Source organism: Cupriavidus taiwanensis (genome assembly GCF_900249755.1).
GTDB classification, from domain to species: Bacteria; Pseudomonadota; Gammaproteobacteria; order Burkholderiales; family Burkholderiaceae; genus Cupriavidus; species Cupriavidus taiwanensis_D.
On sequence record NZ_LT976853.1, the window covers coordinates 77,666 to 92,549 of the forward strand.

Sequence of the window (14,884 nt, forward strand, 5' to 3'; positions counted from 1 at the left end):
ATCGCCGGGGTTGTGGCATTCCTGCGCGGCTGATGGGCCGAATCGGGGCCACCGCATAAGGGTCGCCGCCAGCGCCCGTCACGAGCACCCGGCGGCACCTGGGCGCACGTGCGGGGTCACCCTGCGCCAGCGGCGCGCTTGCTGACCTGCGCGTTCATCTCGGCCGCCTCGCCCAGCACATGGGCCAGGCGCCGCAGCGGCCGGCTGCATTGCAGGTGCAGGTACAGGTAGCAGGCGGCGCCGGTCACCACCATCACGCCGTAGAGCCACAGCAGCGTGCCGGCCAGCGCCTGCTGGCGCGGCAGCGCGGCCATCACCGCGGCGGCCGGCGCCAGCGCCAGCAGCACCGCCAGGGTACGCGCCGCGCCCTCCCACAGCCGCAGCTGCAGCGCCACGCGCCGCTGGCGCGCCTGCAGCTGCTGCGGCGGAATCCGCGCCAGCCGGCGCAGCAGCGCGTCCTCGGCGGCGCTGTCGCGGTCCAGCTCGGCGGCCTGCCAGCGCAGCGGATGGCGCAGCCGCGCCAGCACCGTGCCGGCACGGGCCAGCCCCGCGCCGACATAGCAGGCCGCGGCCACGGCCAGCAGGGCCTCGAAGCCGCGCAGCGACCAGGGCGGCACGGCCTGCTTCAGCCCGAGGCGCCAGATCGCCAGGCCGGCGCCGCACAGCAGCGTCGCCGCCAGCGCGGCGATAAAGCCCAGCCACAGCGTGCGGCCGAGCCGGCCGACGGGCGCCGGCGGCAAGGGTGCGGACGCAGGCGCGGGCGAGGCCGCAAGCGCTTCCAGCAGTTCATAGGTGGACGGCAGCCTGGAATACATGGTCAGCCCGGATGGCATGGAATGCCGCCATTTTGCCGCAGGGCGCTGGCGTACCCGCCGCTGCGCGGCGTGGCCGTACCGTCACACCACATATTCAATGGCAGGCATCGGCGACCCTGCGCCGACCGTCCGGTGTGGCTTTCCACCCCGCATTGCGTACCACAGGTATCGAATCAACTGATCGCCCTTCTGTTTATCCCAACCGGCTTGCGGGAATAGGATCGACTCCAACGAAATTCCCACCATTACCGGAGACAAGATCATGGCAAAGATGAGAGCAATCGACGCGGCAATCGCCGTGCTGGAGAAGGAAGGCGTGACCACCGCGTTCGGCGTGCCGGGCGCGGCCATCAACCCGTTCTACTCGGCGATGCGCAAGTCGGGCAACATCAACCACGTGCTGGCCCGCCACGTCGAGGGCGCCTCGCACATGGCCGAAGGCTACACCCGTGCCGAACCCGGCAACATCGGCGTCTGCGTCGGCACCTCGGGCCCCGCCGGTACCGACATGATCACCGGTCTGTACTCGGCCTGGGCCGATTCGATCCCCATCCTCTGCATTACCGGCCAGGCCCCGCGCGCCCGCCTGTACAAGGAAGACTTCCAGGCCGTCGATATCGAATCGATCGCCAAGCCCGTGACCAAGTGGGCCGTGACCGTGCGCGAGCCGGCGCTGGTGCCGCAGGTGTTCCAGCAAGCCTTCCACATCATGCGTTCGGGCCGCCCGGGTCCGGTGCTGATCGACCTGCCGTTCGACGTGCAGGTCGCCGAGATCGAATTCGATATCGACACCTACCAGTCGCTGCAGCCGTACAAGCCGGCCGCGTCGCGCGCCCAGATCGAGAAGGCCATCTCGATGCTGAACGCGGCCGCGCGCCCGCTGATCGTGTGCGGCGGCGGCGTGATCAACGCCGATGCGGCGGATCTGCTGGTCGAGTTCGCCGAACTGGTCAACGTGCCGGTGGTGCCGACGCTGATGGGCTGGGGCGTGCTGGCCGACGACCACCCGCTGCAAGCCGGCATGGTCGGCCTGCAGACCTCGCACCGCTACGGCAACGCCACGCTGCTGGCATCGGACTTCGTGATGGGCATCGGCAACCGCTGGGCGAATCGCCACACCGGCAGCGTCGACGTCTACACCAAGGGCCGCAAGTTCGTGCACGTCGATATCGAGCCCACCCAGATCGGCCGCGTGTTCGGCCCGGACCTGGGCATCGTGTCCGACGCCAAGGCCGCGCTGGAGCTGTTCGTCGAAGTTGCCCGCGAAATGAAGATGGCCGGCCGCCTGCCGTGCCGCAAGAGCTGGGTCGCCGACGTGCAGAAGCGCCGCCGCACCATGCAGCGCAAGAGCGATTTCGACAACGTCCCGGTCAAGCCGCAGCGCGTGTACCGCGAGATGAACCAGTACTTCCCGCGCGACGTGCGCTACGTCAGCACCATCGGCCTGTCGCAGATCGCCGCGGCGCAGTTCCTGTCGGTCAATGAGCCGCGCCACTGGATCAACTGCGGCCAGGCCGGCCCGCTGGGCTGGACCATTCCCGCCGCGATCGGCGTGAAGACCGCGTCGCCGGACTCGGACGTGGTGGCGATCTCGGGCGACTACGACTTCCAGTTCATGATCGAAGAACTGGCCGTGGCCGCGCAGTTCAAGGTGCCGTACATCCACGTGGTGGTGAACAACTCCTACCTCGGCCTGATCCGCCAGGCGCAGCGCAACTTCGAGATGGACTACTGCGTGCAGCTGGCCTTCGACAACGTCAACGCGCCCGAGCTGAACGGCTATGGCGTGGACCACGTCAAGGTGGTCGAGGGCCTGGGCTGCAAGGCGATCCGCGTGTTCAAGCCCGAAGACATCGCCCCGGCCTTCGCCGAAGCGCGCGACCTGATGGCCGAGTTCTCGGTGCCGGTGGTGGTCGAGGTGATCCTGGAGCGCGTGACCAATATCGCGATGGGCACGGAGATCGACAACATCAACGAGTTCGAGCCGATCGAAGACCTCGAGGACATCGAGGAAGCGATCCTGAAGGAAGAAGTGGAAACGGCGTAAGACGCTATCGCCCCTTGCAGACCGACACGTCATTCCCGCACAGGCGGGAATGACGAACAAAAACCAAGTCACAGGAGATGACAAATGACGAAACTTGCGGCCAACCTCACCATGCTGTTCAACGAAGTCGGTTTTCTCGACCGCTTCGAAGCCGCCGCGCGCGCGGGCTTCCGCGGCGTGGAATTCCTGTTCCCCTACGCGTTCCATGCGGACCAGATCGCTGACCGCCTGAACCGCTTCCAGCTGGACCTGGTGCTGCACAACCTGCCCGCCGGCAAGTGGGACGCGGGCGAGCGCGGCATTGCCTGCCACCCGGACCGCGTCGGCGAATTCCAGGACGGCGTGGGCGAGGCCATCAAGTACGCCAAGGTGCTGGGCGTGCGCCAGCTGAACTGCCTGGTCGGCATCCTGCCGCAGAACGTCAAGCGCGAGCAGGCGCAGGAAACGCTGGTGGAAAACCTGCGCTTCGCCGCCGGCGCGCTGGCCGCCGAGCAGATCGACCTGCTCATCGAGCCGATCAACACCTTCGACATCCCCGGCTTCTTCCTGTCGCGCACGCAGCAGGCGCTGGACCTGATCAACCAGGTCAACGCGCCCAACCTGTACGTGCAGTACGACATCTATCACATGCAGCGGATGGAAGGCGAGATCGCCAACACCATCAAGGCCAACCTGCCGAAGATCAGGCACATCCAGCTGGCCGACAACCCGGGCCGCAACGAGCCGGGCACGGGCGAGCTGAACTACCAGTTCCTGTTCAAGTATCTGGACGAGATCGGCTACAACGGCTGGATCGGCTGCGAATACAAGCCGAAGACCACCACGGAAGCCGGGCTGGGCTGGCGCGCTGCGCACGGCGTGCAGTAACACCGTCAGTCTTCAATTCCCGCTTGTTTGCTCCCCTCTCCCGCCTGCGGGAGAGGGGCCGGGGGTGAGGGCCGGAGGGTCAAAGGCTGAGGCCTGCGAGTTAAAAACCGTAGGCCCCGCTTGATGTGGCTCCCAGCTAGCCCACCCCTCACCCCAACCCTCTCCCCATGAGGGGAGAGGGAGAACACCTTGCTTGGGCCAGTTCGGGCGGCTTGGGAGCACCCAACACCGCGCTCCCTTTCTGTGCCGGGGCTTCAGAACTACCAGCTTCGATTTCATTCTTCTAAGGAGACATCAACATGGCAACCACTCGCAACGTCGGCTTCATCGGCCTGGGCATCATGGGCGCACCGATGGCGGGCCACCTGCGCGCCGCCGGCCACACCCTGTTCGTGCATGACGTCAACCCGGCCCCGCAAGCGCTGGTCGATGCAGGCGTGACCGTCTGCACCAGCGCCGAGGAAGTCGCCAAGCGCGCCGACATCATCGTCATCATGGTGCCGGACACCCCGCACGTCGAAGCCGTGCTGTTCAGCGAAAAGGGTGTCGCCGCCGCGTTCAAGGCCGCCGGCAAGGAAGCCAGCTACAGCAAGATCGTGGTCGACATGAGCTCGATCTCGCCGATCGCCACCAAGGACTTCGCCGCGCGCATCAACAAGCTGGGCGCTTCGTACCTGGACGCACCGGTGTCGGGCGGTGAAGTGGGCGCCAAGGCCGCGTCGCTGACGATCATGGTTGGCGGCCCGCAGGAGGCCTTCGACCAGGTCAAGCCGCTGTTCGAGCTGATGGGCAAGAACATCACGCTGGTCGGCGGCAACGGCGATGGCCAGACCACCAAGGTGGCCAACCAGATCATCGTCGCGCTGAACATCCAGGCCGTGTCCGAAGCGCTGCTGTTCGCCTCCAAGGCCGGTGCCGATCCGGCCAAGGTGCGCGAGGCGCTGATGGGCGGCTTCGCCGCGTCGCGCATCCTGGAAGTGCACGGCGACCGCATGGTCAAGCGCACCTTCGACCCGGGCTTCCGCATCGAGCTGCACCAGAAGGACCTGAACCTGGCGCTGCAGGGGGCCAAGGCGCTGGGCGTGGCGCTGCCCAACACCGCCACCGCGCAGGAGCTGTTCAACACCTGCTCGGCCAACGGCCTGGGCAAGCAGGACCACTCGGCCCTGTGCCGCGCGATCGAGATCATGTCCAACCACCAGATCGCCAACGCCAAGTAAGCCGCAACCCCGTCGTCCCCGCCCTGCGGGGACGACACGCTTTGCAGTCCCCGCTTTGCATTTGAAGTCCCCAGCGTACCCGTCAGCACCCAGGATTCTCCATGCTCGTCACCGAACCCCAAGCCGCCCTGCTGTCGCCCCAGCGCACCGCAGCCAACGCTGAACCGCGCGCGCTGCTGCGCGAGCTGTTCGATACCGCGGTCGCGTCCGTCAGCGCCAGCCACTGCCTGCCGCCGCACCTGCCCACGCCGCCCAGGGGCCGCACGGTAGTGATCGGCGCCGGCAAGGCCGCTGCCGCGATGGCGCAGGCGGTCGAGGCGAACTGGCAAGGCGAGCTGTCGGGCCTGGTGGTGACGCGCTACGGCCATGGTGCCGATTGCCGGCGCATCGAAGTGGTCGAGGCCGCCCACCCCGTTCCCGACGAAGCCGGCGCGCGCGCCGCGCAGCGCATGGTGGAGCTGGTGCAGGGGCTGACCGCCGACGACCTCGTGCTGTGCCTGATCTCCGGCGGCGGCTCCGCGCTGCTGGCCGCGCCGGCGCCGGGACTGACGCTGGCCGACAAGCAGGCCGTGAACAAGGCGCTGCTCAAGAGCGGCGCCAGCATCGGCGAGATGAACTGCGTGCGCAAGCACCTGTCCGCGCTCAAGGGCGGCCGCCTGGCGCTGCACTGCGCGCCGGCACGGGTGGAGACGCTGCTGATTTCCGATATCCCCGGCGATGACCCGACGCTGATCGCCAGCGGCCCGACGCTGCCCGACGCGACCACCTGCGCCGATGCGCTGGCGGTGATCGCCAAGTACGGCATCGACGTGCCCGCCAACGTGCGCGCGCACCTGGAAAGCGGTGCCGGCGAAACGCCCAAGCCCGGCGATGCGCGCTTCAACGGCCACCGCAGCGTGACGCTGGCGACCGCGCAGCAGGCGCTGGAAGCCGCCGCGGCGCGCGCGCGCGAACTGGGCCTCGAGGCCCACATCCTGTCCGACTGCATCGAGGGCGAAGCCCGCGAAGTGGCCGAAGTGCATGCCGCGATCGCGCGCCAGGTCGCGCAGCGCGGCCAGCCGTTCAGCAAGCCGTGCGTGATCCTGTCCGGCGGCGAAACCACCGTGACCGTGCGCGGCAAGGGCCGCGGCGGGCGCAATGCCGAGTTCCTGCTGGCGCTGGCGGTGGCGCTCGACGGCCTGCCCGGCGTGCATGCGATTGCCGGCGACACCGATGGCATCGACGGCTCGGAAGACAACGCCGGCGCCGTGCTGTCGCCTGACACGCTGACCCGTGCCGGCGCGCGCGGGCTGCATGCGCGCGCGCACCTGGAGAACAACGACGGCTACGGCTTCTTCGCCGCGCTCGACGACCTGATCGTCACCGGCCCGACCCGCACCAATGTGAACGATTTCCGGGCGATTCTGATTACCTGATTTGTTGTCGTTCCCGCGCAGGCGGGGACCCAGTGACTTTCAAAAGACGCTGGATTCCCGCCTGCGCGGGAATGACGAAGTGAACCGCCAACGTAGTACCGACTGACTCGCGGCGCCGACGCGCCGCTACCGAGAATGGAAGAGGAGACATCATGAGACGCCAGCGCAAAGCGAAGATCGTGGCCACGCTCGGCCCCGCCAGCACCGACATCGCGGTGATCCGCGCGCTGTTCGAGGCCGGCGCGGACGTGTTCCGGCTGAACTTCAGCCACGGCACCCACGACGACCACCGCGCGCGCTACGACGCGGTGCGCCAGGTCGAGGCCGAGACCGGCCGCCCCATCGCCGTGCTGGCCGACCTGCAGGGCCCCAAGCTGCGCATCGGCACCTTCGCCGCGGGCAAGGTCGCGGTGCGCACCGGCGACGTGTTCGTGCTCGACAGCGATCCCACCCCGGGCGACGGCACCCGCGTCTACCTGCCGCACCCGGAGCTGTTCCAGGCCGCGCAGCCCGGCCAGTCGCTGCTGATCGACGACGGCAAGGTGCGCCTGGCGATCGAGTCGGTCACCACCGGCACCATCACCACGCGCGTGGCCAACAACGGCACGCTGTCGGACCGCAAGGGCGTGAACGTGCCCGATGCGGTGATCCCCATCCCCGCGCTGACGGCAAAGGACCGCAAGGACCTGGACTTCGCGCTGGCGCTGGGCGCCGACTGGATCGGCCTGTCGTTCGTGCAGCGCCCGTCCGACATCGTCGAGGCGCGCGAGATCGTCGGCACCCGTGCCGGCATCCTGTCCAAGATCGAGAAGCCGGCCGCGCTGCAGCAACTGGAAGAGATCGTGCGCGTGTCCGATTCGGTGATGGTGGCGCGCGGCGACCTCGGCGTGGAACTGCCGCCGGAGCGCGTGCCCGGCGTGCAGAAGCGCATCCTGCGCGTGTGCCGCCAGCTGGGCAAGCCGGTGGTGATCGCCACGCAGATGCTGGAATCGATGATCGACTCGCCGGTGCCGACCCGCGCCGAAGCGTCGGACGTGGCCAGCGCGATCTACGAGGGCGCCGATGCGGTGATGCTGTCGGCCGAGTCGGCCAACGGCCGCTACCCGGTGCCGGCGGTGTCGATGATGAACCGCATCGTCACCGAGGTCGAGCGCGACCCGCTGTACCGCAACCTGCTCGACGCGCAGCACGAGACCCCGCTGAACACGCGCCAGGATGCCATTTGCGCCGCGCTGCGCGAAGTCACGCAGATCATCGGCGCGGCGGCGACGGTGACCTATACCTCGTCGGGCGCCACCGCGCTGCGCGCCGCGCGCGAGCGGCCGTGCGCGCCCATCGTCAGCATCACGCCCAACCTGGAGATCGCGCGCCGGCTGGCGATCGCGTGGGGCATCCACTCCACCGTCAGCCCGGACGTGCAGAGCGTCGACGAAATGGTCGAGGCCGCCACGCGCGCCGCCGTCGCCGAAGGCTACGCCGCGCCGGGTGACCAGATCACCATTGCCGCCGGCATGCCCTTCGGCCAGGGCGGCACTACCAACCTGCTGCGCGTGGCCGAAGTCAGCGCCAGCGCCGTGGCCGCCGCGCCAGTCGCGCGCGAGGCCGCGCTGGCCTGAGCGCGCTCGCGCCCTGGCGCGTTCCGGAACCGGGTGCAAACCCGGTTTCTTCGCTTTGCCGCGCACCGCCCGCATTGCCCGTCTCCAGGGCGAGTGGGCGGTGTTTTTTTTGTCGCGCCGCTGCGCGCGTGCCGCCGGGACCAGCGCCGAAGCGCGGATTGCTATACTGGATTCCACCTTTCCTGCCTTCCCCAAGCACCGGAGCCCCCATGCGCCTAGATGACGAAGCCGAGAGCCAGCACGTTGAAGACCGCCGCGGTGGATTCGGCGGGCTTGGCGGCAAGTCGATCGGCATCGGCACCGTCATCATCGCGCTGGCGGCGTCGTACTTCTTCGGCATCGACCCGATGCTGATCATGCAGGGCGCGTCGGTGCTGCAGGGCTCCGGCCCGCAGCAACAGCAACAGCAGCAAGCCGATCGCCCGCCCGCGACGGACCAGATGACCGTGTTCACGCGCAAGGTGCTGGGCAATACCGAGCGCACCTGGCAACACATCTTCGAAACCCAGCTCAACCGCCGCTATGCGCCGCCGACGCTGGTGCTGTTCTCCGGCGCCACGCCCACGGCGTGCGGCACCGGCCAGTCGGCGATGGGCCCGTTCTACTGCCCCGGCGACCAGAAGGTGTATATCGACCTGGCCTTTTATGACGAATTGCGCCAGCGCTTCGGCGCCGGCGGCGACTTTGCCCAGGCCTATGTGATCGCGCACGAGATCGGCCACCATGTGCAGAACCTGCTGGGCGTGTCGGACAAGGTCGACAGCGCACGCCGGCGCATGGGCGAGGCGCAGGCCAACCAGCTGTCGGTGCGCATGGAGCTGCAGGCCGATTGCCTGGCCGGGGTCTGGGCCGCCACCGCGCAGCGTGCCAACCAGCAGCTGCTGGAACCCGGCGATATCGAAGAAGGCCTGAAGGCCGCCGCCGCGATCGGCGACGACCGGCTGCAGCGCCAGTCGCAGGGCTATGTCGTGCCCGAAGCGTTTACCCACGGCTCAAGCGAGCAGCGCGTGCGCTGGCTGCGCCGCGGCATCGAGTCCGGCGACATCCGCAAGTGCGACGCCTTCGCCGAGCGCAACCTGTAGTTCCCGTTCCCGCCCCCAACCTCGGTGGGGGGCCGGCAATGTGACGTTTGCGTTGTCCGGCCTGGCTTCCGTGTCTATAATCGCCGCCAAGGCCGCAGCATGACGGCCTCGCCGGCGCCGATCCTCACCGGTCTTTTCGCGCCGCAGCGCCGGGTCCTTCCCCACCGGACCCCATATCCCGGTATCCCGGTATTCCGATACCCCGGGGTACGCGCCAACTTGCCGCAGTCGTTGCGGCGTCTCCGCACCCAAGCCGTTCCGTTCCAACCGCACCGGAGCCACGGCCGATCTTCACTTGCCGTGCGCCCGTGCCAGCCCTGACCTGACATGGCGTCGTTTTTCCTGAAGCGCCCGGCGTTCGCCTGGGTGCTGGCCATCCTGACCGTGGTGGCGGGCCTGCTGGCCCTGAACCGCATCCCCATCGCCCAGTATCCGGCGGTGGCGCCGCCGACGGTAATCATCTATGCCGATTACCCCGGTGCGTCCGCGCGCACGGTGGAAGACCGCGTCACCGCGGTGCTGGAGCAGCAGATGCACGGCATTCCGGGCCTGCTCTACCTGGACTCCAGCAGCGAGGGCGGCACCGCCACGGTGACGCTCGGTTTCCGCCAGGGCACCGACCCGCAGCTGGCGCAGGTCAATGTGCGCAACCGCGTGGCGCAGGCCGAGCCGCTGCTGCCCGAGGCGGTGCGCCGCGGCGGCGTCTATGTCGACCAGGCCAGCAGCAGCGCCTTCATGTATGTGTCGCTGGTCTCGAACAGCGGCCAGCTCGACGAAACCGCGCTGGGCGACTTTGCCGCCGGCTCGGTGCTGCCGCTGCTGCGGCGCCTGCCCGGCATCGGCAAGGCCGAGCCCTACGGCGCCGAGTACGCGCTGCGGATCTGGTTCGACCCCGACAAGCTGCACGCCTTCAACCTGACCACGGCCGAGGTCGAAGCCGCCATCCGCGCACGCAACGGCAACGTCACGCCGGGCCAGCTGGGCGGCGCGCCGGCGGTGCCGGGCCAGCCATTCCAGGCGATCGTGCGCCCGCCCGCGCCGATGAGCGACGCGCAGGCGTTCGGGCGCATCGTGGTGCGCGCCGCCACCGACGGCTCCGCCGTGCTGCTGCGCGACGTGGCGCGGGTGGAACTGGCCGCCAGCGACTACCGCTACGGCTCCACGCTGAATACGCGCAACGCCGCGTCGATCGGGCTGAAGCTGGCCGACGGCGCCAACGTGCTGCAGACCTCGCGCACCGTGCGCGCCGCGCTCGATGCCGCCAGCAAGGGCTTCCCGGGCGACGTGCGCTATGAGATCTCCTATGACGGCGCCACCTTCGTGCAGGCGTCGATCTCGCGCGTGGTGCTGACGCTGATCGAGGCCACGGTGCTGGTGTTCCTGATCCTGTACCTGTTCCTCGGCAACCTGCGCGCCACGTTGATTCCCTGCATCGTGGTGCCGGTGTCGCTGCTGGGCACGGTGGCGTGCCTGTATGCGCTCGGCCTGTCGCTCAACGTGATTACGCTGTTCGGCGTGGTGCTGGCGATCGGCATCCTGGTCGACGACGCCATCGTCGTGGTGGAAAACGTCGAGCGCATCATGCGCAGCGACGGCGTGGGCGCGATGCAGGCCGCGGCGCGCTCGATGCGCGAAGTCTCCGGCGCGCTGGTCGCGGTGACGCTGGTGCTGTGCGCGGTGTTCGTGCCGATGGCGTTCTTCGGCAGCGCGGTGGGCGTGATCTACCGGCATTTCGCCGTGACGCTGGCGGTGTCGATCGCGTTCTCGCTGTTCTTTGCGCTGACGCTGGCGCCGGCGATGTGCGCCAGCCTGCTGCGCCACAGCGCGGCGCCGGCGCGCGGCCCGCTGGCGTGGTTCGATGCGCGCTTTGCCGCGTTCACCGCGCGCTATGCCGGCTGGGTGCAGGCGCTGCAGCGTCGGCGGCTGCGCTGGCTGGCGGTGTACCTGGCGCTGACGCTGGCGTGCGGCTACGGCCTGTGGAAGATGCCGAGCGGCTTCCTGCCGGAAGAGGATACCGGCGAGATCGTGGTCGACGTGGAGTTGCCCGCCGGCAGCACGCAGGCCGACACGCGCCGGCTGGTCGCCGGCCTGGAACAGTGGATGCGCGACCAGCACTACCCGGTGCATTCCAGCTTTGCCGTGCTGGGCTGGTCCAGCGGCGGCAGCGGCGAGCAGCGCGCCAGCCTGTTTATCGGCCTGACCGATTGGAAGCAGCGCGGGCGCGAGCACACCGCACAGGCAGTGCTGGCGCGGCTGTCGGCCGGTCTGGAAACCTGGCCCGGCCGCGGCGCCGCGCAGCTGTTCGCCTACAACAGCTCGGCGCTGCCGGAACTGGGCAGCATCGGCGGCCTGGACATGCGCCTGGTGGCGCGCCAGCCGGTGGGCCGCGAGGCGCTCTTCGCCGCGCGCGACAAGCTGATCGAGCGTGCCCGCCAGGACCCGGTGCTGGGCGAGGTGCGGTCCACCACCGGCCAGCCCGTGCCGGCGCTGGACCTGAGCATCGACTACCGCAAAGCCGAGGCCTTCGGCGTCGATGCCGAAGCCGTGCACCACACGCTGTCGGCGACGCTGGGCTCGCGCTATATCGACGAAGTCGCGCGCGAGGGCCGCGTGCGGCGCGTGATCCTGCAGGCCGACGCGCCGTTCCGCATGCAGCCGGACCAGCTGGCGCGCGTGCATGTGCGCAACGCCCAGGGCGCGATGGTGTCGCTGGCCGCGTTCGCGTCGCTGGAATGGGGACAAGGCGAGGTCACGCTGGAGCGCTTCGATGGCTTCAGCTCGGTGCGCATCAACGCCGAAGTGGCGCCGGGCTACACCACCGGCGCGGCGATGGCGCGGCTGGCCGCGCTGGTGCGCGAGCTGGGGCCGGAATTCGACGTGCGCTGGACCGGCCGCGCCTATGAACAGGAACAGACCGGTACGCAGGCGCCGTGGCTGTTCGCGCTGTCGCTGCTGTTTATCTTCCTGTGCTTGGTGGCGCTGTATGAAAGCTGGACCCTGCCGCTGGCGGTGATCGCGATCGTGCCCACCGGCCTGATGGGCGCGGCCGCCGCGATCTGGCTGCGCGGCATGCCCAACGACGTCTACTTCAAGGTGGGCGTGGTGGTGATCATGGGCCTGGCGGCCAAGAACGCCATCCTGATCGTCGAATATGCCGAGCAGCTGCGGCGCGGCGCGGCGGGCGCCATGGATGCGGTCGAAGCCGCCACGCGCGCGGCGCGCCAGCGGCTGCGGCCGGTGGTGATGACCTCGCTGGCATTCGTGCTGGGGGTGGTGCCGCTGGCGATCAGCACCGGCCCGGGCGCGGGCGCGCAGCAGGCGGTCGGCACCGGCGTGCTGGGCGGCATGCTGGGCGCGACCGTGCTGGGCACGCTGGCGGTGCCGCTGCTGTACGCAGCGATCGCGCGCCGGTTGCCGCGCGCGCAGCCGTCACCAGAACTCGTTGAACCCGCTGCGGAACGGGCGGCAGCGCCGTCTACGGAATAAGAAAACGCCTGCCTGGCGAAGAGAGAAGGAGGAGGAGGTCGGCCGGGCAGGCGGGAGAGAAAACTTGCGGCCACCGCGGTGGCCGCGTCGGGTCCTGGGAAGACCCGGGTATCAGACGCGATAGCCGTACAGCGAGCCGTCGCCGCTGCGCGAGTTGTCGAGCGCGCGCTCGGCCACGTCACCGGTGAAGGTGTGCGTGCCTTCGCTGAAGGTATCGAACTTGCCCTGCTTCGAGATCTCGCCGCTGAAGCTGCGCGCGCCTTCGCTGAAGGTGTCGAACTTGCCGTCGCGGCGCGAGCCTTCCGAGTACGGGTCGAAGCGGCCGGTGCGGGCGCCGTCGGTGTAGGTGTCGAACTTGCCTTGCTTGGCGCCGTCCGTATACACATCGTACTTGCCGACCCGCAGCGCGTCGGCATACACATCGAACTTGCCAACCTTGCTGGCAGCGGGGGCAGCCATCGCTGCAGCGGACGCGGCCACTGCCGCGAACACGAGCGCGCCGCCAAGGATACGTCTGGCGATCATTTGGGACTCCTTCAACTGATTTCGTCGTTCTTTCTTGTCTGGTCCGGGCTCCGGCCGCTCTGCAATCTATGTTGCGATGCGAGCACGGACTGAAGATTAGTCACAGCCCGCGCCAGCAGAAATACCGCTGCGACGAATGGTGCGTTGCGAGTCGTGAAACGACTCGCTTGCCGATGAATGGTGTCCCTGGATCGCCGACGACACGCCGCCACGGTGCGGTGCGCGTGGCGGCGGCCGCACCCCCGGGGGCGGGCTCAGAGCGTGTACTGGCCGCTGGCTTCGGGCTGGAAGGCGATCTCGGCGATGCTCACTTGCTGCTCGCGGCCATCGGGCAGGCGGTAGCTGACGGTCTGGCCGGCGCGCGCGCCCAGCAGCGCCTGCCCCACCGGCGACAGCACCGACAGCCGGCCCGCGTCGAAGTCGGCGGCGTCGGGATACACCAGCGTCCAGTGGCGCGGCGCCTGCTCGCCCGGCAGCGTGCACACCACGCGCGTGTTCATGGTCACCACATCGGTCGGAATCTCTGCGGGCGCGACGATGGTGGCGCGCGCCAGCAGGCTGTCGAGCATGTCCTCGAGCTGGGCCGAGCCGGGGCGGCTGGCGATGCGCTCCAGGCGGGTGACGTCGAGTTCGGTCAGGTACAGGGTGGCGGTCTGGGTCTTGGTGGCCGTCATGGCGGGTCCTCCGGCAGTCGTGGGTAGGCGCGGCCGGCCAGCATGGCGGGCGGCGGCGGTCAGGTCTTGCGGGTTGGCGTGCCGCGACAGCGGCGCGCGCATCAACGGATCGGCAAAAGCGTGGCGGCAATCGCCGGCAACAACGGAAACGCTGGCTCGGGCCCGGTTCGGCCCGGGCTCCGCTGTGGGAGACGAATCAGGCTGGGAACCGGGCGGAATCAGGCGGTGCGCTGATCCGGCGGGGAGACATCGCGCGCTTGGCGCGCTGGGGCAGGCTGGGGCCCTGGGCGACCGCGGACGTGCGCGCGCGGCCGGTCCGCAGCGGGCGGACAGGCGCATCGGGCATCGGCGTCAGGCGATCGGTCATGGTCATTGCGGAAAAGATAAGCGGCAGCGGATGGCTTGCTGCAACGGCGAACAGGGAAGTGGTGGCTCACCTGCCTTGCTGCCCCGGATCGTGCACCGTGCTGGTGCGAAGCCGGAGCAGCCATCGTAGCACAGGGTTCCCGTCGGGGTCGTCACCCGTTGGTGGCATGGCACTCGCACCCCGCCCCTGCCGCCGCCTGCTGCAGGTTCTGCAGGATGCCGCACGCGCTGGCCGGCTGGTGATGGCGGCAGGTCTCGCGCAGCGCGCGCAACTGGCCTTCCAGCGCTTCCAGCGCCACGCGCTGGGCGTGGATCTGCGCGATCTGGCGATCCAGCAGCGTGTTGATGTCGTCGCAGTCCTGCGACGGGTTGCGCTCGAACTCGCGCAGCCGCCTGACGTCGGACAGGCTCATCCCCAGCGAACGGCAATGGCGCACGAAGTTCAGCTGCACCACATGGCCGTCGTCATAGCGGCGGTAACCATTGGCCTCGCGCCGGGGCGCGTCGAGCAGCCCTTCGCGCTCGTAATAACGGATGGTCTCGACATCGCAGCCGCTGGACCGTGACAGTTCGCCGATACGCATATGCCTGTTCCTTGCCATACCCTGTAACGACTACAGGGTTTGCGATAGTGTAGGCCAGTCCGCCGCATCCTGCAGGATGGCGATGGCGCGCGCGGATCCGGCCCCCCTCGCGCCCATGCGCGGTGTGCTATGGCCGCCACGGGCGGCGCCCGCGCCTTGCCGCATCCTGTAGAATTCCTTCCACTTC

The 14,884-nt window shown here is 69.1% G+C and carries 11 protein-coding genes; 7 read left to right on the forward strand and 4 right to left on the reverse strand.

Going from position 1 to position 14,884, the window contains the following annotated elements; all coding sequences use genetic code 11:
- Positions 1 to 116: 116 nt before the first annotated feature.
- A complete protein-coding gene (locus CBM2594_RS00420) occupies positions 117 to 815 on the reverse strand; it encodes a hypothetical protein (protein ID WP_116355109.1) in 699 nt (232 codons plus the stop codon).
- Positions 816 to 1,077: 262 nt separating this feature from the next.
- Here CBM2594_RS00420 and gcl point away from each other — a divergent pair, with 262 nt between their 5' ends.
- The 7 genes from gcl to CBM2594_RS00455 all read left to right on the forward strand — a co-directional run bounded on the left by gcl (position 1,078) and on the right by CBM2594_RS00455 (position 12,548).
- On the forward strand, positions 1,078 to 2,862 hold the full coding sequence (gcl, locus tag CBM2594_RS00425) for a glyoxylate carboligase (protein WP_116355110.1): 1,785 nt from the start codon (positions 1,078 to 1,080) through the stop codon (positions 2,860 to 2,862).
- Positions 2,863 to 2,946: 84 nt separating this feature from the next.
- Complete coding sequence (gene hyi / locus CBM2594_RS00430) at positions 2,947 to 3,729, forward strand: hydroxypyruvate isomerase (RefSeq protein WP_116355111.1); 783 nt, start codon at positions 2,947 to 2,949, stop codon at positions 3,727 to 3,729.
- Positions 3,730 to 4,028: 299 nt separating this feature from the next.
- Positions 4,029 to 4,949: a 2-hydroxy-3-oxopropionate reductase gene (locus CBM2594_RS00435; protein ID WP_092316699.1), complete on the forward strand. Its 921-nt coding sequence runs from the start codon at positions 4,029 to 4,031 to the stop codon at positions 4,947 to 4,949.
- A gap of 101 nt (positions 4,950 to 5,050) precedes the next feature.
- Positions 5,051 to 6,364, forward strand: a complete 1,314-nt coding sequence (locus CBM2594_RS00440) for a glycerate kinase type-2 family protein (protein WP_116355112.1) — start codon at positions 5,051 to 5,053, stop codon at positions 6,362 to 6,364.
- 152 nt (positions 6,365 to 6,516) lie between these two features.
- On the forward strand, positions 6,517 to 7,980 hold the full coding sequence (gene pyk, locus CBM2594_RS00445) for a pyruvate kinase (RefSeq protein WP_116355113.1): 1,464 nt from the start codon (positions 6,517 to 6,519) through the stop codon (positions 7,978 to 7,980).
- A gap of 209 nt (positions 7,981 to 8,189) precedes the next feature.
- Entirely contained in the window at positions 8,190 to 9,062 is an 873-nt protein-coding gene (gene ypfJ / locus CBM2594_RS00450; protein ID WP_116355114.1) for a KPN_02809 family neutral zinc metallopeptidase, read from the forward strand.
- Positions 9,063 to 9,389: 327 nt separating this feature from the next.
- Entirely contained in the window at positions 9,390 to 12,548 is a 3,159-nt protein-coding gene (locus CBM2594_RS00455; RefSeq protein ID WP_116355115.1) for a multidrug efflux RND transporter permease subunit, read from the forward strand.
- Between the two features lie 111 nt (positions 12,549 to 12,659).
- Here CBM2594_RS00455 and CBM2594_RS00460 read toward each other — a convergent pair whose 3' ends face one another.
- The 3 genes from CBM2594_RS00460 to CBM2594_RS00470 form a co-directional block, all read right to left on the reverse strand.
- Positions 12,660 to 13,073: a hypothetical protein gene (locus tag CBM2594_RS00460; RefSeq protein WP_116355116.1), complete on the reverse strand. Its 414-nt coding sequence runs from the start codon at positions 13,071 to 13,073 to the stop codon at positions 12,660 to 12,662.
- 254 nt (positions 13,074 to 13,327) lie between these two features.
- The gene (gene rnk, locus CBM2594_RS00465; protein ID WP_116355117.1) at positions 13,328 to 13,747 is read right to left on the reverse strand and encodes a nucleoside diphosphate kinase regulator; all 420 of its coding nucleotides are present in this window, start codon (positions 13,745 to 13,747) and stop codon (positions 13,328 to 13,330) included.
- Positions 13,748 to 14,265: 518 nt separating this feature from the next.
- Positions 14,266 to 14,697 carry a Cd(II)/Pb(II)-responsive transcriptional regulator gene (locus tag CBM2594_RS00470; protein WP_116355118.1) on the reverse strand — a complete coding sequence of 144 codons (432 nt, stop codon included), beginning with the start codon at positions 14,695 to 14,697 and terminating at the stop codon, positions 14,266 to 14,268.
- Positions 14,698 to 14,884 lie beyond the last annotated feature (187 nt).

Bases quoted from the DNA above. Each gene is read 5' to 3' on its own strand.
- CBM2594_RS00420 (WP_116355109.1), bottom strand. From the start codon at position 815: ATGTATTCCAGGCTGCCGTCCACCTATGAACTGCTGGAAGCGCTTGCG.
- gcl (WP_116355110.1), top strand. From the start codon at position 1,078: ATGGCAAAGATGAGAGCAATCGACGCGGCAATCGCCGTGCTGGAGAAG.
- hyi (WP_116355111.1), top strand. From the start codon at position 2,947: ATGACGAAACTTGCGGCCAACCTCACCATGCTGTTCAACGAAGTCGGT.
- CBM2594_RS00435 (WP_092316699.1), top strand. From the start codon at position 4,029: ATGGCAACCACTCGCAACGTCGGCTTCATCGGCCTGGGCATCATGGGC.
- CBM2594_RS00440 (WP_116355112.1), top strand. From the start codon at position 5,051: ATGCTCGTCACCGAACCCCAAGCCGCCCTGCTGTCGCCCCAGCGCACC.
- pyk (WP_116355113.1), top strand. From the start codon at position 6,517: ATGAGACGCCAGCGCAAAGCGAAGATCGTGGCCACGCTCGGCCCCGCC.
- ypfJ (WP_116355114.1), top strand. From the start codon at position 8,190: ATGCGCCTAGATGACGAAGCCGAGAGCCAGCACGTTGAAGACCGCCGC.
- CBM2594_RS00455 (WP_116355115.1), top strand. From the start codon at position 9,390: ATGGCGTCGTTTTTCCTGAAGCGCCCGGCGTTCGCCTGGGTGCTGGCC.
- CBM2594_RS00460 (WP_116355116.1), bottom strand. From the start codon at position 13,073: ATGATCGCCAGACGTATCCTTGGCGGCGCGCTCGTGTTCGCGGCAGTG.
- rnk (WP_116355117.1), bottom strand. From the start codon at position 13,747: ATGACGGCCACCAAGACCCAGACCGCCACCCTGTACCTGACCGAACTC.
- CBM2594_RS00470 (WP_116355118.1), bottom strand. From the start codon at position 14,697: ATGCGTATCGGCGAACTGTCACGGTCCAGCGGCTGCGATGTCGAGACC.